Genomic DNA, 18979 nt, shown 5'->3' with positions numbered 1-18979 from the left:
GGATGATACCAATGTTTTTCCCGATTATTTTAGCAATAATTATTGTAATACTATTATTAGTTATTATTATTGAAAGAAGAGTGATGAATCATAAGCTTGAGACTGAATCATACGCAAAAGATCAGTTAATAAATAAAATTAGTATCATCACGCGTGAAAACACATATTTAAAAAATCAAATGTTTGAAAAAGATGTAAATAATGATACACATCATCATGGATTAAGAAAAGCAAAACAGGATTTAAACGACATATTAAATCAATATCGAAGTCAAGGTTCAATTTCATTTTTTGATATTATTACAACTGGAAATTTAGCAGTGAAACATCCTTTGTTTGAATATGCTAGAGCTTTCGATTACATCGTCATTACTGAAAAAGGATTATTTAATATCAACGTGAAAAACTGGAAGCAAAAAACATTTTATCATTTCACGGTTGACCCAACAAATGACACACAAAATAATGGAAGCGATACAGTAAATCAAACGGTTGGACGTTATATTGCAAACCAATTCCACAGTCAATTTCAATCAACACGACCAACAACATACACATTTGTAGAAAGAATTAGAAATAATTCTATTATTTATGACTTTTATAACTATGATCCATATGAACAGTCTTCAAAAAATGCCAAAGCATTGGAAGATAGAATTGCAGACCAATTAAACCATAGAATTCAAAATATTGGTTTAGTTTATTTTACAGATGGCAGCGTCAATTTAATTGATGGACCTACAGAAAGACAAGATTTTGTAGAAACAGTTTCATCCAAATCTTCACTAAAAGAAGTCATTGGTGAGACGATTGTAAATGCTCAAGAATCATTAACTGAGGCACAATACAATGAATTGCTTGCACATTTTCACTAATTAAAAGGTATTTAAAAAGCTGCAATAGAAATTTTGTTACGTGACGACATATCTGAAAGTGATTTAAATGAAAGAATACAAACTTAAATTAAGTAATGTTGAACACAGACAAACAAGCACGGTTAAAATCATAAAGATTTAAATATAAAAGAGAGCTAATCCATTAGGGTAGCTCTCTTTTTTGAGTATGGTTATTTATGTACCAGCCTCATTTGCGTTTAAGCCATTTGAAATTTTTAACTCCAAATATTTACTTTATTGCTTTTAGCAATCTGTTCTGCTTTTTCGAATAAATCTCTATATTTTCCATTTGGTGAAAAATATTTTTCTCTTGCCAATCCTTTTTTCACTAACAGTTCATTGAACATGGTTTCTTTATCCAACCATACATATGCTAATGTGCGCCCATAGCGATCTTCTTTTTCTTTATCATATTCTAAAAAGACATCTTTATCGGTTAAATGTTCTTTTGAAAAATCAGATGCTTCCTTACCATATGGTTGTACAGGTGTATTTGGTTTAACAGTCTCTGGCGTGTCTACACCTATCAACCTTACTTTAATTTGTTCATGCTGACTATTGTTTGCTACTAGTGTGTCTCCATCAACCACACGCGCTACATGTACTTTCTCAGTTTGTTTTGGTCCAGCATGATTGTTATTGGAATCATTGGATGAAAAAGGACCAGTACCATTAATAAACTGAAATGCTAGTACACCTAGTACAACTATACTTATAATTAATGTCGTAATTTTCTTTGTTGATTTCATTGTTGCACCCACTTTTTTTGAATATACCAAATTATCATATAGAAAATTAAAGTTTACGTCAAGATGCTCATTCCAAAGAAAAATTACGCTTTTACAATAAACGAAACTATAATAGTTCTTTATTTTAACTCACTTAACAAATCGTGCTATAATACTAAGATGATAGGAGTGAACAACTTGAGTATATTTAAGGAGAACATGATTACAGTTATTGCGATTGTTATAGCAATCATAGTGGGATTAATATTACAGTACCAATATCAATTCCCACCTCTTGTATCTGCAGTTGTCGCAATATTTTTAGGCCTTTTTATTGGATTTATTGTCTTTCTCATTCAAGTGATTGTAACTAAAAACAAGAAAAAATAGTACCTTCTGCCGAGTGTTTAAATCGGCAGTTTTTTATTCAAGTTAACATAATATTGTTATTGTTATTTTTATATATAGTAAAAAATAAGTTTTGCTTTAGAAGTTATATTTATAAAATCGCTCGGTTTAATGTTTTTTCTAATAACGTCCATGCTTCGTAATCTTTTTCATTTGAAAGGATTGGTCTAAACCCATAATTTAGATACATATTAACCGCTTGATAACTAGTGGTTTGAGAAGTTAAAAACGCTTGGTTATGATATTGAGATAGGCGATTCATTGCTTCAGATAATAAAGGTTTAGACAATTGCTTACCTTGATACTCTGGGAGTATCGCCACCCAATGAATGCGTCCGCAAATTTTACTATCTCTTGTTAAATTTCCATACCATGCTGTTGTAGTACCTATGACTTCACCTTTAGGATTTTCAAGAAACAAACATCTTTGTTCCATTTCATGCATATTTTGTCCGAATTCAGTGTTAAAATGTGTCAATGCTTGATCTGTAGTATCAAATTCATTTACTTTCATTTCTAAATTTGCCCATTTTACTTCTTCTCCTATTTTAAAATTTCGAATTTTATATCCAACAGGCAATTCATACTGTGGAATACTTTCTAAATTTTCTCTTATCATCTGCACTTTTAAATATTTCATACCTTAACCCCCTCACTCACAAGCCATTTGTCATCAGAAAAAGGTTGAGACATGATGTTCGTCTCAACCTCAATTAGTATAGTTTTCAATTCACTGAACCTTACTTGCATTATAACTTATAACGCTTGTATTTACTCTACTTCTTTTATAAATGTTAATATAGCATGAAACTCTTCTTCATTTGCTGAGAAAGCACGCTCTTCTACTTCACGAACGGTTGAATTGAGTAATTGATAATCCGCTACTTCTTCATCTTTTAAATATGCATTTATGCTACTTTCTAATTCTTTTAAGGAACTCGCTTTTAATGTACTTAGTTTTACTTCTTGCATGTAACTACAACCCCTTTTAATTATTTTTAATCATTTTAATAAGATTAAAAGTTATTTTTACTTAAAAAACTATAAATATGATATGTTTTTTCAAAACCCCTAATCTTATTTTCAAAAATTATATCACTTCATACATATTTTACATAGTTTTTTTATTCTTTAATAGTTCAAACAATGCTTATCGTCCTCAATTTCCACCCAAAAAGCTTTAATTAATATAAATAGGTGCTTAAAAAAGCAATCCAAATCACTTATGAGTAAGTGACTCGGATTGCTTGTATACCTAGTGTTTGCCCCTTTTGCTTAGCACCTAGTATTGTTTTAAATATTGCTCTCTTTCCCATTCAGAAACTTGAGTTCTATAATAATCCCATTCAATAGATTTAGAATTTATAAATTGATTATAAATGTGATTACCCAAAGCCTCTTTAATAGAATCATTATCTTTCATTGCTTTAATAGCAGTATATAATGTTGATGGTAAATCTTGAATACCAACGGCTTCACGTTCTTCACGATTCATTTCATATATATTTTGATTTACTGGCTCAGGTACTTCTAATTTATTTTCAATACCATCTAAGCCCGCTTGTAAAATAGCCGCTAATGCTAAGTAAGGATTGGCTGCTGGATCTACCGAACGAACTTCTACACGTGTTGATAAACCACGTGAAGTTGGTACACGAATTAATGGTGAACGGTTTTTACCACTCCAAGCAATATAGCATGGTGCTTCATAACCTGGAACTAAACGTTTATAAGAATTAACCAATGGATTACATACACCAGTTAAACCTCGTGCATTTTTTAGAATACCTGCGATAAAATGATATGCATCTTTAGTCATTTCCATATCGCCTTCAGGATCGTAAAAGGCATTTTCTTTACCCTTGAAGAGTGACATATTGAAGTGCATGCCGCTTCCGTTCACACCAAATAATGGTTTAGGCATAAATGTTGCATGAAGATTGTGTTGACGTGCAATTGTTTTAACAACTAATTTAAATGTTTGGATATTATCACACGCAGTGATAGCATCTGCATATTTAAAATCAATTTCATGTTGTCCTGGTGCCACTTCATGGTGACTTGCTTCAATATCAAAGCCCATGTCCTCTAATTCTAAAACAATATCACGACGACAATTTTCACCTAAATCTGTAGGCGCAAGGTCGAAGTAACCACCATTATCATTTAATTCTAATGTTGGTTCACCTTTTTCATCTAATTTAAACAAGAAGAATTCAGGTTCTGGTCCTAAATTAAGTTCACTAAACCCTAAATCTTGCATGTTTTTTAATACACGTTTCAAGTTTGCACGTGGGTCACCTTCAAACGGTGTGCCGTCTGTTTTATAAACATCGCAGATAAGACGAGCCACTTTGCCTTGACCTGCTGTCCATGGGAAAATAACCCATGTATCTAAATCTGGACATAAATACATATCTGATTCTTCAATACGGACGAAGCCTTCGATTGAAGATCCATCAAACATCATTTCATTGTCTAAAACTTTTTCTAATTGGCTTACTGGTACTTCCACGTTTTTAATAACACCTAAAATATCAGTGAATTGCAAACGTAGGTATCTGACATTTTCTTCCTTAGCGAACTTGTGTATGTCTTCCTTGGTAAATGTACGTTTTGCCATTATAAATGTCCCCCATTAATTTTATTTGATAAATCGAGATAAGTCACCACGATTTATCGGAATCGCTTCTCGTTGTGGTTTCTGTGTAGCATCAACAATCATTTGTTTTCTCGTTTCTTGTTCATCATCAGAAAGGTGATCTTGTTCGTCATTTAAAATCTGTTTAATACCTTTTAAATTAAAGCCTTTTTCTATCAATCTTTTTATCTCTAAAAGGCGTTCCAAATCGTTTAACGAAAAAAGTCGTTTATTTCCTTCTGACCTATGTGGTTTAATCAGTTCATGTGTCTCATAATAGCGAACTTGTCTAGCAGTTAGTTCACTTAATTTCGTAACAACACTCATAGAGAAGACCGGCATGCTTCGTCGTATCGTATCTTTTGACTCCAATCCAATCACCTCTATTTTTGAACTTGTATTTAATTTAGCATAATTCTTAAAGCAATTCAAAAATATGTCAGGTTTTCTAACATATACTTCAAACCATTGATTTAATTGACTTTATAATGCACTTCCTACATTTAATCGCAGAATTTTCCGAAATTTTTTCTATAATTAGAAAAAGCCACATATGCATTATAATTTGCTATTTGACCTAGCTATAAATACAATGTGGCCTCTCTTTAAATTTATTAAAATATTTTTTCAACAGCTCTTGTTACAGCTAATTTAACGTGTTCATACGTTAAGCCACCTTGAACATAAGCCTCATACGGTGGTCTTATAGGACCATCTGCTGATAATTCAATTGAAGAACCTTGAACAAACGTACCCGCAGCCATAATGACATCATCTTCATAACCCGGCATATAAGATGGTTCAGGACTAAAATGTGCGTTAATCGGTGAAGCTGCTTGAATACTTTGGCAAAATTGAATCATCTGTTCCTTCGTATCAAAAGTGACCGTTTGAATTAAATCCGTTCTTGGCACATCAAATCTTGGTGAGGTGTGCATATTCATTTGTTCTAGTAACAAACTCGTAAATAATGCACCTTTCAAACTTTGGCTCACAACATGAGGCGCTAAGAAAAATCCTTGATACATTTCTTGTAACGAATATAGTGAGGCACCAGCTTCTTTACCAATTCCTGGCGCAGTTAAACGGTATCCACATCTTTCCACCAATGTTTCATTTCCAACGATATAACCACCGATTTTAGCTAGCCCTCCACCAGGGTTTTTAATTAAGGAACCAGCCATTAAATCAGCGCCGCACTCTATAGGTTCTCGTTCTTCTACAAATTCACCATAGCAATTATCTACAAATATTATGATTTCAGGATATTGCGCTTTTATTTGTTGAATTGCACTTTCTATTTTTGTTAAATCTATGGATGGTCGTTGATCATAACCTTTCGAACGCTGAATAGCGATGACCTTAGTTTGTGGTGATATTTTAGTTAATACCTTATCAATATCGATTTCACCGTGCTTTAAGTCTACTTTATTATATATTACTCCGTGTTCTTTTAAACTTTCTATACCATTACCATTAATACCTATCACTTCTAATAATGTATCGTAAGGATCACCTGTAATATACATTAATTCATCCCCATATTTCAAAGTACTTTGTAAAGCAATTGTAATCGCATGCGTACCAGAAATAATCTGAGGGCGCACTAATGCGTCTTCCGCCTTAAATGCATGTGCATATACAGCTTCTAAATGATCTCGACCTATATCATCATATCCATAACCCGTTGTGCCAAGTAAGTCACTTTCGGATACTTTAACAGCGTGGAACGCGTCCAACACTTTTTCTTGATTGATATAAGCAATCTCTTCTATATTTTTAAAATAAGGTTCTAGTTTTGCTTCTGTATCTGCTATTAATTGTTTCATATTTTTCATCGTAAATCTTCTTCCTATTCTTTTTTAAACCCTTTTACAGTATATGTTGCATCTTTCTCATTAAATATGATTTCTGTGACGAGTGTATGTTGTTTCAAGAAATATAATCTATCCGCATCAGCACTTGAGACATTTTCTTCATAAAAAGTTAAAGCTGATTTAACTTGCTCTATAAGTAATTGTTTCACTTTGTCTTCATCTTCTTCATTTTTACTTGAAACAAAAACTGATGGTAAATGAGTTGTTGGCATAGTTCCTTCGTGTAAATCTTTTTTATTAAAAATAATAGCTTGTGGAATATGCCCCATATCTAAGTCACCTATGATTTGGTTTACTGTATCATACTGAACTCGATATTCAGGATGACTAGCATCCACAACATGTAATAGCAAATCTGCGCCTTTCGCCTCTTCTAAAGTGGATTTAAACGCAGCAATGAGTGTAGTTGGTAGTTTTTGAATAAAACCAACCGTATCAGATATGATTAGGTTAAATCCATCATTGATTTGAATTTGTCTTGTTTTAGGATCTAGCGTAGCAAAAAGCAAGTTTTTCTCATAAGTAGCTTCATTCGCCAATGCATTAAACCAAGATGATTTACCAGCGTTTGTATATCCAATAAGTGCTACTTGAAACACATTATTTTGTTCACGTTTGTTGCGATATCGCTCTCGATGTTCAACCACCGTTTCTAATTGATGTTTGATTTCATTCATACGTGTTCTAATATGACGACGATCCATTTCTAACTTAGTTTCACCTGGACCTCTCGTTCCGATGCCACCACCTAATCTTGATAAACTGCGCCCATGACCTTGAAGTCTAGGTAATAAATAATCTAATTGCGCTAATTCTACCTGAAGCTTACCTTCTTTACTTCTTGCTCGAAGTGCAAATATCTCTAAAATCAGTTGTGTTCTGTCGATAATTTTAACGTTCAGATTACCATTTAATGTTTTTGACTGGGCTGTAGTCAATTCATCATTAGCAACAACTACATCTATATCATTCATTTCTATATAAGCTTTTATGTCCTCTAATTTACCTTTTCCAACGTAATATTTATTATCAAAATGTTGTCTGTTCTGGGTGAATTCAGCTTGTACATTTAATTGGCATGTTTCAGACAATGAAGCTAATTCTTCCATTGTTGATTCAAAATCAAACACTTCATCGGTTTGAGCTTGTACGCCAACTAAAATTGCTGTCTCTAATTCTTTTTTAGTCGTATGTGTTTGTTGGCTCATAACATGCACCTCTTTCAAAGTTTTCTTTGCTATTTTATCATAGTGTTTATATAAAGACTATCTTCTCAAATTATGTTAAATTAATAATAAGAGGTGACATGATATGACTATATACGATATAGAAGTTCAAAAACCAAATGACGAAACTTACAAGTTAGAAGAATATAAAAATAAAGTATTGCTAATTGTCAATACTGCAAGTGAGTGTGGCTTCACACCACAATTTGAAGGACTACAACACTTATACGACAACTATAAAGATCGAGGATTTGTTGTGCTAGGTTTTCCATGTAACCAATTTGGGGGTCAAGAACCAGGTACGGGTGAAGAAGCTACTCAAAACTGTAAAATTAACTATGGCGTTTCTTTCCCAATGCACGAAAAAATTGATGTCAAAGGCGAAAATCAACACCCTTTATATCAATTTCTGACAGAACAACAAAATGGCTTTTTCAATGAAAAAATCAAATGGAACTTCACCAAGTTTTTAATCGATAGAGAAGGTAATGTAACTAATCGATATGCGCCACAGAAAAAACCAAGTCAAATTGAAGCTGATATTGAAGCGTTATTATAAATAAATTACTGATTTAAAGAAGAAAGCTACACTTGATAATTTCTATCAAAGTGTAGCTTTCTTCTTTTAAAGTATGCAAAAATAAATTGTTTTTTTAATGTTATACTTCTTCTACTGCATCATCATCAAGTGTGAATGTACTGATAGCATGTTTATAAATAAGATGTTGCTTTCCTTGTGTTAATAAACAAACCAAATTCTCATCATAATCTTCGATAATACCTTTCATTTGAAAACCATTCACTAAAAATACGATAACTTTCGTTTGATCAGCCTTAAATTGTCCTAGGAATTTATCTTGGATGTTTTCTGTTGTATTCATGTTATGTTCTCCTTTTCTTTATTTGGACTGAAACTTCATCTAACATCAATGAAAGTGACATTATCTCTCTATCTAACCATACTACGTCGAGCTTGTTTTTGAACCAAGTCATTTGTCTTTTAGCATAATTTCTAGAATGCTTTTTCAATTTATTTGTTGCTTCGGCTAGACTAGCCTCATTTTTAATTACAGGTAACATCTCTTTATATCCGATAGCTTGCATACTTTGACAAGTCTCAAAACCATCTTCAACGAGTTGTTTCACTTCATTTAGTAATCCGCGTTCCAACATTATATCTACACGTTTATTAATTCTTTGATATAAAGTTTCGCGTGACATTTCTATCCCTATTAATAATGTATCATAATTTTCTGTATATTGTTGATTTTTCTTGCGTGAACTTAAAAGTTTTTTTGTTTTTAAATAATATTCAATCGCTCTACGTACCCTTTTACGATTATTTGGATGAATAGTATCAGCTGAATCTTTATCTATCGAAACTAAATAATCATGCAACGCTTCATTTGATAATGAATCTAATTCATCTAGCGTATGGTCTACTTTAATTTGTTGTGCTTCAGATATCGTTTCATCTTCGAAATCATAATTATAAATTAATGATTGGATATACAAACCTGTACCGCCTACGATGATAGGCATATGACCTCTAGCCGTAATTTCATCTATTAAATTTTGCGCTCTATTTTTAAAATCATACGCAGAAAATGTTTCATCAGGTTCAAGAATATCTATCATATGATGTGGAATATCCGCCATCTCTTCTCTATTTATTTTTGCTGTTCCAATATCCATATGTTTATAGACTTGCATAGAATCTCCACTAATAATTTCACCATTAAATCTTTTAGCCAATTCGATGCTTAATTCTGTTTTACCAACAGCTGTTGGACCAACTAATGCAATTATAAAAGGTTTATCGCTCTGCACTTATATCAACTCTCTTTATGCTTTATCTACTCTGCTATATTTTTTTAAAATTTGTCTTTCTATCCAATCATACATATGTTGCCACGTAGTCGTAGCATCTTTTTCAAATAACACTTCATGTCTTTTATTTTTGTATAAATGTACTGTAATATGATGAATATTACCCTTTTTATATAGTTTTCCTAAATGTCTAATCCCTTTTCCATAATTGCCTATCGCATCATCTTTTCCAGAAATTAGTAAAATAGGAAGATCTGACTTCATTTTTTTTATGTTTTTTAATTTGCTTGTCTGTAACATATACTTTACTGTTTCAAAAATCAGTTGATTTGAGACTAAAAATCCAGTAAAAGGGTCTTTTTCAAATTTTTCAACTTCTTGGTCATCGCTGGATAACCAATCATTTTTCGATTTGTTGTTTTTTATATTTTTATTGAAAGTTTTATACATTATTTGGTTTAACCATTTTAAACGACGTCTTTTACCAGTTATTAAAGTGATAAGTTTTAAAATTATTTGTACGCATTTCCCTAAAAACTTAGAGTATTGCATTGTTCCTGATAGAATCATGCCTTGTGCAACATCTGGATATTTTTGGGTAAAAATTCTAGCAATAATAGAACCCATTGAATGCCCCAATATAATATATGGCGTATGCACAGTATCTGAATACAACGTCTGTGCAATTTCAAAAGTATCATCTGCCACTTGCTCCATACTATCAATGTGACCACGTTCATACGATGCTATATCTTTACCATGCCCTCTATGGTTGTGTCGTAGTACATCATATCCTTGTTGGTTTAATGAATCAATAAGTGCATCATATCGATCCATATGTTCTGCCATGCCATGAAGTAAGTGTATAACACCAATCGTGTCTTTTTTCGCCTTATTCAATTTCACTTCTAAAGTCGTTCCATCTGCAACAGTGATTTTAAACTCATTTCCACTCATGTTTTACCCCCAAATCACGTTTCATTTCATTCATCATACATAATACAATATACCTTCAAAATACACTGTTTTCAAATACAATGCTATTCGGCTTATCACTTGTTACAGCGCTATTATTGATAAAATTAAATGCAAAACCTCATTAAAAATATAAAAACCCCTCCAAAGTCTACATTTTTTAATGTCTACTTTGAAGGGAAAGAATTATTGTTCAAAATTTGAATCTACTAACTCATTATTGGATAAAGATCAAATGTTAGATTCGGACAATATTTAATTTATTCTTTAACTGCAGGTTGATTATTACCTGTTTGTGCTTCATCAATTGCAGTTTGAAGTTCTTTTGTAAACAAGTCTTTTTGAATATCTGTGTAACCTAGTAATTCAGCCATTACATCAATAACTTGATCTTTATAATTGAGAACGTCATCTATTTTGAAATAAAGTTTACCAGTACGACGAATAAAGAAATCTGTTGGACGGTGAACCATTTCGTTTTGAATAGAATAAATCAATTCTGTATATATATCTAATGGTAAACCAGATTCTTGATATTGTGCTGTTTGAGCAATTTTGAATAATTCTTCTACATTTGAACCATATTTCGTTGCAAAATGACGTGCTGTCGCATCATCTATTTGATAAGCTTTAGCATCTTCAACTTTTTTATCAATAAATTGATCAAAGTTTGCACTACCACCAACATCTCCACCAGAAATTGGTAAGTGTTTTGTAGCACATTTATCAAATTTCAAACCGTATTCTGATTTTAAGCGTTTAGATAAAAGGTCTACAATTTCTAATGCCATATGACGATAACCAGTTAATTTACCACCAGCAATTGTAAGTAGGCCTGATTTACCTTCCCAAACTTCATCTTTACGAGATATTTCTGATGGGTCTTTACCTTCTTCTAAAATTAATGGTCTTACGCCAGCCCATGATGACTCAATATCTTCATCAGCTACATTTACATCTGGGAACATATAGTTGATCGCATCAATTAAGTAATCTCTGTCTTCTTGTGTAGCTAATGGTGATGTTTTATCGTTATCGTAAAATGTATCTGTTGTACCTACGTATGCTTTACCTTCACGAGGAATCGCAAAAATCATACGTCCATCTTTTTCAGTATCAAAGTATACTGCTTGTCCTAATGGGAATTTTGATTGATCAATAACAATATGAACACCTTTTGTTAAACGTAATTGTTTGTTATTACGTGCATAATCACCACTACGTACTTCATCTACCCATGGGCCACTTGCATTGATTACTTTTTTAGCCTTAATTGGATAAGTCTCACCAGAAATTTGGTCTTCTGCATGAATACCGTTGACCTTTTCATTTGAATCATATGTGAAATGTACTGATTTCGTATGATTGATTACTGTGGCACCTTTTTCAGCTGCACGTTTCATGACTTCAATTGTTAAACGCGCATCATCTGTACGATATTCAACATAAGATCCGCCACCTTTTAATCCTGATTTTTTAACAAGTGGCTCTTTCGCTAACGTTTCTTTAGCATTTAACATTGTTTTACGTTCTGATTTTTTAACGCCTGCTAGTCTATCATACATTGCTAAGCCAATAGATGTAGTAAATTTACCCATAGAACCACCTTTATGCATTGGCAATAGCATACGTTCAGGTGTCGTTACATGAGGCCCATTTTCATATACAATTGCACGTTCACGTCCAGTTTCTGCTACAACGCCAACTTGCAATTGTTTCAAGTAACGCAACCCACCATGCACTAATTTTGTTGAACGTGAACTTGTACCTTGTGCAAAGTCTTGCATTTCTACTAACGCGACTTTCATACCTCTTTGTGTTGCATCTAATGCAATACCTGCACCAGTAATACCTCCACCGATAATGACAACATCAAAAGTATCATTTTTTAAATCTTGCTTAATCTGTTCTCTTTTCAAAGTTGATAAACTCATAAAATCTAGCGCCTCCTAGTAGTAATAAAAAAAGAGAGACCTATCCCATACATATATAATTGTACGAACAGTGTCTCTCAATTCTCATCTCGATAATATTAACTTACCCTTATTATAGCATAAGAAACTTAGATAAGTCTAATTCTTTTATTCTTCGTCTAACTTAAAGACTTGAGTGGCCTCTACAGCTTTTTTCCAGCCTTTGTATAATTTATTTCTTTCTTTTTCTTCCATATCTGGATTAAATTCTTTTTCAAGTTTCCAACGGTTAGCAATTTCATCTTTACTATCCCAGAAACCTACAGCTAAACCAGCTAAATAAGCGGCACCTAAAGCTGTTGTTTCGTTAATTTCTGGACGTTCCACACTCACGTTTAATAGGTCTGATTGGAATTGCATAATAAAATTATTTTTAACAGCACCACCGTCGACACGTAGGTTATTTACTGTAATATCAGAATCTTTTTCCATTGCTTCAAGCACATCACGTGTTTGATAACACAATGATTCTAATGTAGCACGAATAAAGTGTTCTTTTTCAGTACCACGCGTTAAACCAAAGATTGCTCCACGTGCATCAGCATCCCAATATGGTGTTCCTAAACCTACGAATGCTGGCACAACATAAACACCTTCCGTAGATTCTACACGTTCCGCGTAATTTTCTGATTGTGGTGCAGAATTAATCATTCTCAATCCATCTCTCAACCATTGAATAGCTGATCCTGAAACAAAGATAGAACCTTCAAGTGCATAATTAACTTTTCCGTCTAGTCCATAGGCAATTGTTGTTAATAATCCACTTTCAGATGCTACAGCTTCTTCACCAGTGTTCATCAGCATAAAGCCACCTGTACCGTAAGTGTTTTTTACATCTCCACGTTCAAAGCATGCTTGACCAAATAATGCTGCCTGTTGGTCACCTGCAATACCAGCAATTGGAATTTCTTGTCCGAAGAAATGATAATCAATGGTATTTGCATAAACTTCACTAGATTCTTTAACCTCAGGTAACATAGTATTTGGAATTTCTAATATATCCAATAATTCTTGGTCCCATTCTAAATCATGGATATTATAAATCAACGTACGGCTTGCATTCGTATAATCTGTAATATGAGCTTTACCACCAGATAATTTCCACACTAGCCAAGAATCAATAGTACCGAATAATAAATCTCCATTATCAGCTTTCTCTCTAGCACCTTCCACATTATCTAGAATCCATTTAACTTTTGTTCCAGCAAAATATGGATCTAGTAAAAGACCTGTTTTTTCTCTAAATTTATCTTCTAAGCCTTGCTCTTTTAATTCTTGACAGATGCCTTGAGTTTGACGAGATTGCCAAACAATCGCATGATACACTGGTCTTGATGTTTTCTTATCCCATACTACCGTAGTTTCACGTTGGTTTGTAATACCAATACCAGCTATTTGATCAGCACCGATGTTTTCTTCATTTAAAACTTCCGCCATAACAGCTAAAACGGATGTCCAAATTTCATTGGCGTCATGTTCTACCCAGCCTGATTTTGGAAAATATTGTTTGAATTCACGCTGTGCAACTCCTTTAATTTTTCCATCTTGATCAAATAGAATTGCTCTCGAACTCGTAGTACCTTGGTCGATTGACAAAATATATTTTTCCATAATGATTAGCTCCCTCTTCAAATGTTCGTAATACGAATTACATATGTAATTCACATTGATATATATATTTCTCTGTACCCAATTTTTATTAGTTCACTCAACTAATAATTTTATATTAATACAATGACAATAATATCTAGTTATATTTTAACGTAAATACACTTAAATTAAACGTAATTAATATATAGTTTCTATACCTTTAGCATTTTTCGCTTTATTTAACGTTACGCCTAAAATAAGTGTGATAATTAATAATACGATAGCAACTACCGACATTGTATCAAATGCACCTTTGTAAAATAATCTGTAAATCACTGCACCAATCATACCACCAGTTACAGGTCCTAACACAGGTACAATTGCATATGACCAATTAGAATCACCTTTACCTGCGATTGGTAAAATCGCATGTGCAATACGTGGACCTAAATCACGAGCTGGGTTAATTGCATAACCTGTTGGCCCACCTAGACTTAATCCAATTGCAACGATTAAACTACCGACAATTAATGGATTTAAACCATCAGCAATTTTGTTCATACCAATGAATAAAAGCCCCATTGTTAAAATACCTGTACCAATAATTTCACTCATGAAGTTTGCAAAATAGTTTTTAATGGCAGGTGCTGTAGAAAATACAGCTAATTTTGTGCCTTGGTCTTCTGTGGCTTTCCATTGTGCTAAATACATTAACCAAACTAATGCACCACCAACGATACCACCTAGAATTTGACAGATAATATAGCCTGGCACCATAGCCCAACTAATGGCACCATCCATGGCAAATGCTAAAGTAACTGCAGGATTTAAATGTGCACCTGAAATATTACCTACCGCGTACACTCCCATAGTAACTGCTAATCCCCAACCTGTAGCAATAACAATCCAATCTGCGCCATTCCCATTACTTCTTTTTAAGTTGACGTTTGCAACAACCCCTCCCCCAAATAGTATAAGTATTGCTGTTCCCAAAAATTCAGCAAAATATTCACTCATAAAGACTCCTCCTAAAATAAGACAGGGAGACCCCTACAATTATATCCAGTTGTGAACCACCGGTTTAATTACTGTAGAAATCTCCCATCTCTGTTCTAAATATTAACTTGTGTACATCTTACACCGTTGTTGTAAGCGTTGTCAAATACTTTGTAAAAAAGTTGTCACAACTCAAGTTGATATCACACTATTTTCATCAATACTAAATTGACTAGTCAATGGGTCAATTTGTGCCGTTAACCCATAAGGAATCGCATGTTTGGGCTCATTATGACCAAATGATAAATTATAAAAAACTACCATTTTAGGATTATTGCTTTTTTTAATTATTTTTAATATCTCTTTTTTATAATTTTCATAATATACATTATTAAATGGCTTACCAAAAATCATACCATTCAGGTGATTTAAAATCCCTTGCTTCAGCAATTCCTCTAAATATTTAGCAAACATATCAAGTGTCGGTGTGTCTTCTGAGGTTTCTAAAAATAATATTGCACCATTAAATGCTTCAATTTCAGGAAATATTGATGTATGCATTAAATCAACAAAAGTTTCTAGATTTCCACCTAAAAGGTGTCCGCTCACTTTTTTATTTCCATTTAATATTTCGTATCCTTTTTGTTCTATTTTAGCTCTACATGTATATTTGTTTTGTTTATTCCATTTTAATCCATATGGTCTCATATAAAATGCTGGTTCTATTTTATTTGTATTAAACCAACACTTGTTAATATTCTCCACTGTATATGTATCCATTGCTATATTTTCTGCAAAGTCAGTAAGTAATGCCTGACCATAAAAACTAACTATTCCCATTTTATAAAACATCAAATGTACTGTTGTTGTATCTGAATAACCACTGAATATTTTAGGGTTGTTTGCAATTGCTTGGAAATCTACATAAGGTAAAATACGTATCGCATCTTCTCCGCCAATACAACTAATAATAGCTTTAACTTCTTGATCTTTTACTGCTTCATTTAAATCTTTAGCTCTACATTCTGGATGATTGTGAATAAACGCTACACCTTTTAATGCATGTGGCATTACTTTGACTTTTAAGCCAAATTCATTTTCCAAACGTTGAATGCCTTGTCGAGTTCGCCATAACATATTACTTTCACCTGCTAAACCAGAAGAAAGAGACACAATTGCTACTGTGTCTCCTACTTTCAATTGCTTTGGTTTTATCATTGTCGTCATCCCCTTATACTCGTTCACAACGATTGATTACAAATAAATGAATCAATAATATGGAAATAGTTAAATTTTTATCATTTTAGTGACAATACATGATTCGATTACCATAGTGATCGGTCACTAGTTGTAATATATTTTGCACCATTTGAAACTGCAACATCTACTTCTTCTTTGCTATTTATGAGCCCACCTGCAATTACTGCAGTATTCGTTTCTTCGTTAATGATACGTATTGCTTTAGTAGCAATACCAGGTAAAACTTCCACAAAATCTGGTTCTACACGCTTAATCAATTCGATACTTCTAGATAGTGCATGACTATCTAATACAAACACTCTGAACACGGTTGTAGTATTTAATGATTTTGCTTTATTAATTACTTTTGTCTTAGTTGAAACGATGCCTTTAGGATGATAATTTTGAATGATATATTCACAAGCAAATTCATCATGGCTCATACCTTTGATTAAATCGATATGCATGTATGTTTCAATCTTATTCTTGTTTAATAGACCCATAATACTTTTAACATGTCCGATATGCGCATCTAACATGACACATGCCTTGTAATCGGTCATCGTTAATTTTTCTAAATCTTTCATTGAGCGAACTGCAGGCAAAATATGCGGTTTCAACATGAATTCCTCCTTAGACAATACGTTTAAATAGGCGTTCTAATTCATAATTTGAGAAATTAATAATAATGGGTCTACCGTGTGGACAGGTAAATGGGTCTTCAGTGTCTCTCAATTGATTAACTAAATCTGCCATCTCGTTATTTTTTAGATAGTGGTTAGCCTTGATTGATTTTTTACAGCTCATCATAATCGCAGCTTCTTCACGAATTTTTCTTACGTCAACTTTTTTATGTTCTAATACATATTCGATCATATCCTTGATGATTTCTTCAGCTTCTTCTTTAGGAAACCATACTGGATAGCTATCTACAATGTAATCATGTCCACCAAATGGTTCTAAATGCACGCCTACTTTATCTAATTCATCTTTATATTGATTAATTATCATTAATTCATCTTTTGAAAAATGGAAAGTTAATGGAATCAATAAATTTTGACTTTCATTTACAACATCACCAATTTTTTCTCTGAAATATTCATACTTTATTCTTTCTTGAGCTGCGTGTTGATCAATCATAAACATACCATTTTCATTTTGAGCGATGATGTAAGTGCCATGCACTTGTCCAACAATTTCCATATAAGGTATTCTACGTGTTGGCGAAGCACTCACGCGCCCTTTAATATCTTCTTCACCACTGTGTTGTAAAATGTTATCCGTAGTTGATACTTCGTTATCAGTAGAATCACTACTTGTCGTTTCTAAATCATAAAGCAAATCATTTTGTATTTTCTTATAATCATCATAATCATTTTGTGACTCCTGAATGCCGCTTCGTTCATTATCCGGTTGATTTATATAGGAGGTTGAATTGTCTACACTTGCGTTATTTGCATTATTCACGTTTGGTTCACTTGATTGCTCAACATTTTGCTCAAGGTTATTTTGTTGTTGCCGTTTTTCGAAGTCCATTTTCTGTTGCTCAAATTGGTCTAATACCTTGTTTTTCTTCGTCATTTTATCCATATCATTTTGAGGAATTAAAATACGATCTTTAAATGCTTCACGAATTTTCGTCACAATTAATTCAAAAAGCTGGTCTTCTTTTGATAACCTTACCTCTAGTTTAGTTGGGTGCACATTAACATCTACCAATATCGGATCCATTTCAATATTGATATAGCATATTGGATAACGACCAACCATTAATAAAGTATGATAGCCCTCTAAAATTGCTTTATTTAATAAGAAGTTTTTAATATATCTGCCATTAATAAAGATAGAAATATAATGCTTATTACTTCTAGAATGTTCTGGCTTTGCAAAATAAGCTTCTAAATGATAATCACTTGTATCACCCGTTACATGAACTAGATCTTTTGCAATTTTCATACCATAAATTTCTGCCATGACTTCATTTGTTCTACCTGATCCATTTGTTTTTAATATTGTTTTACCATCAGAAACTAGTGAAATACGGATATCAGGATGACTCATAGCCATACGGTTCACGATATCTGTAATCTTTCCAAGTTCTGTATAGAGACTTTTAATATATTTTAAACGTGCTGGCGTATTATAAAACAATGACTCTACCAAAATATCTGTGCCTCTTTTTGCTTTAGCTGGTTTTCGATTTAAAACTTCCCCATTTTCCACATAAATTTCTTGGCCTTCTTGATTATCTGTACATGTTTTCAATGTCACCTTAGAAACTGAAGAAATACTAGCTAAAGCTTCACCGCGAAATCCTAATGTGCGAATATGGAACAAATCATCATCTGCATCTAATTTACTTGTTGCATGGCGATGGAATACTAAGTCTAAATCATCGATTTCTATACCAGTACCATTGTCAACCACACGTATAGAAGCGACTCCTGATTGTTTAACCTCTATGTTTATTTCTGTCGCTTGAGCATCAATTGCATTTTCTAATAATTCTTTCACAACCGATCCAGGTCTTTCTACTACTTCACCGGCTGCTATTTTATTTGCTAAAGATGTCTGTAATTCTTTTATTTTACCCATTGAAT

General features: G+C 32.9%; 19 protein-coding genes. 3 read left to right on the top strand and 16 right to left on the bottom strand.

What is annotated here, in order from left to right:
* The first annotated feature begins 11 nt into the window (after positions 1-11).
* Entirely contained in the window at positions 12-875 is an 864-nt protein-coding gene (locus tag CD150_RS12675) for a hypothetical protein (protein WP_103161649.1), read from the top strand.
* 236 nt (positions 876-1111) lie between these two features.
* Here CD150_RS12675 and nucI read toward each other — a convergent pair whose 3' ends face one another.
* A complete protein-coding gene (gene nucI, locus CD150_RS12670; RefSeq protein WP_073342232.1) occupies positions 1112-1645 on the bottom strand; it encodes a thermonuclease NucI in 534 nt (177 codons plus the stop codon).
* 177 nt (positions 1646-1822) lie between these two features.
* Here nucI and CD150_RS12665 point away from each other — a divergent pair, with 177 nt between their 5' ends.
* Positions 1823-2014: a hypothetical protein gene (locus CD150_RS12665; RefSeq protein WP_046208583.1), complete on the top strand. Its 192-nt coding sequence runs from the start codon at positions 1823-1825 to the stop codon at positions 2012-2014.
* Positions 2015-2123: 109 nt separating this feature from the next.
* On the opposite strand, the gene CD150_RS12660 is transcribed toward CD150_RS12665, so the two are convergent.
* The 6 genes from CD150_RS12660 to hflX form a co-directional block, all read right to left on the bottom strand.
* Complete coding sequence (locus CD150_RS12660; RefSeq protein ID WP_046208584.1) at positions 2124-2672, bottom strand: GNAT family N-acetyltransferase; 549 nt, start codon at positions 2670-2672, stop codon at positions 2124-2126.
* Between the two features lie 131 nt (positions 2673-2803).
* Entirely contained in the window at positions 2804-3004 is a 201-nt protein-coding gene (locus tag CD150_RS12655) for a hypothetical protein (RefSeq protein WP_046208585.1), read from the bottom strand.
* A gap of 310 nt (positions 3005-3314) precedes the next feature.
* Positions 3315-4655: a type I glutamate--ammonia ligase gene (gene glnA / locus CD150_RS12650; RefSeq protein ID WP_046208586.1), complete on the bottom strand. Its 1341-nt coding sequence runs from the start codon at positions 4653-4655 to the stop codon at positions 3315-3317.
* A gap of 21 nt (positions 4656-4676) precedes the next feature.
* On the bottom strand, positions 4677-5045 hold the full coding sequence (locus tag CD150_RS12645) for a MerR family transcriptional regulator (protein ID WP_073342234.1): 369 nt from the start codon (positions 5043-5045) through the stop codon (positions 4677-4679).
* A gap of 242 nt (positions 5046-5287) precedes the next feature.
* Positions 5288-6511, bottom strand: a complete 1224-nt coding sequence (locus CD150_RS12640; RefSeq protein WP_064209013.1) for a methionine gamma-lyase family protein — start codon at positions 6509-6511, stop codon at positions 5288-5290.
* A 14-nt stretch (positions 6512-6525) separates the two neighbouring features.
* Complete coding sequence (hflX, locus tag CD150_RS12635) at positions 6526-7758, bottom strand: GTPase HflX (protein WP_070658467.1); 1233 nt, start codon at positions 7756-7758, stop codon at positions 6526-6528.
* A gap of 103 nt (positions 7759-7861) precedes the next feature.
* Between hflX and CD150_RS12630 the strand changes: the two genes are divergently transcribed.
* On the top strand, positions 7862-8335 hold the full coding sequence (locus CD150_RS12630; RefSeq protein ID WP_103161647.1) for a glutathione peroxidase: 474 nt from the start codon (positions 7862-7864) through the stop codon (positions 8333-8335).
* A 100-nt stretch (positions 8336-8435) separates the two neighbouring features.
* Here CD150_RS12630 and hfq read toward each other — a convergent pair whose 3' ends face one another.
* The 9 genes from hfq to mutL all read right to left on the bottom strand — a co-directional run bounded on the left by hfq (position 8436) and on the right by mutL (position 18974).
* Positions 8436-8657 carry an RNA chaperone Hfq gene (gene hfq, locus CD150_RS12625; protein WP_073342236.1) on the bottom strand — a complete coding sequence of 74 codons (222 nt, stop codon included), beginning with the start codon at positions 8655-8657 and terminating at the stop codon, positions 8436-8438.
* 1 nt (position 8658) lies between these two features.
* Positions 8659-9606: a tRNA (adenosine(37)-N6)-dimethylallyltransferase MiaA gene (gene miaA / locus CD150_RS12620; protein WP_103161646.1), complete on the bottom strand. Its 948-nt coding sequence runs from the start codon at positions 9604-9606 to the stop codon at positions 8659-8661.
* A gap of 15 nt (positions 9607-9621) precedes the next feature.
* Positions 9622-10563, bottom strand: a complete 942-nt coding sequence (locus tag CD150_RS12615; protein ID WP_073342240.1) for an alpha/beta fold hydrolase — start codon at positions 10561-10563, stop codon at positions 9622-9624.
* Positions 10564-10841: 278 nt separating this feature from the next.
* Entirely contained in the window at positions 10842-12515 is a 1674-nt protein-coding gene (locus tag CD150_RS12610) for a glycerol-3-phosphate dehydrogenase/oxidase (protein WP_064209015.1), read from the bottom strand.
* 147 nt (positions 12516-12662) lie between these two features.
* The gene (gene glpK, locus CD150_RS12605; RefSeq protein ID WP_046208594.1) at positions 12663-14165 is read right to left on the bottom strand and encodes a glycerol kinase GlpK; all 1503 of its coding nucleotides are present in this window, start codon (positions 14163-14165) and stop codon (positions 12663-12665) included.
* Between the two features lie 177 nt (positions 14166-14342).
* Positions 14343-15161, bottom strand: a complete 819-nt coding sequence (locus tag CD150_RS12600; RefSeq protein ID WP_064209016.1) for an MIP/aquaporin family protein — start codon at positions 15159-15161, stop codon at positions 14343-14345.
* 171 nt (positions 15162-15332) lie between these two features.
* The gene (locus tag CD150_RS12595; protein WP_103161645.1) at positions 15333-16358 is read right to left on the bottom strand and encodes a S66 family peptidase; all 1026 of its coding nucleotides are present in this window, start codon (positions 16356-16358) and stop codon (positions 15333-15335) included.
* A 107-nt stretch (positions 16359-16465) separates the two neighbouring features.
* On the bottom strand, positions 16466-16999 hold the full coding sequence (locus tag CD150_RS12590; RefSeq protein WP_046208731.1) for a glycerol-3-phosphate responsive antiterminator: 534 nt from the start codon (positions 16997-16999) through the stop codon (positions 16466-16468).
* Between the two features lie 13 nt (positions 17000-17012).
* A complete protein-coding gene (mutL, locus tag CD150_RS12585) occupies positions 17013-18974 on the bottom strand; it encodes a DNA mismatch repair endonuclease MutL (RefSeq protein ID WP_103161644.1) in 1962 nt (653 codons plus the stop codon).
* Positions 18975-18979 lie beyond the last annotated feature (5 nt).

This window comes from Staphylococcus ureilyticus (genome assembly GCF_002902235.1).
Lineage (GTDB): Bacteria > Bacillota > Bacilli > Staphylococcales > Staphylococcaceae > Staphylococcus > Staphylococcus ureilyticus.
The sequence above is the reverse complement of the archived record's forward strand: the minus strand, read 5'-3'. Positions and strand labels throughout refer to the sequence as shown.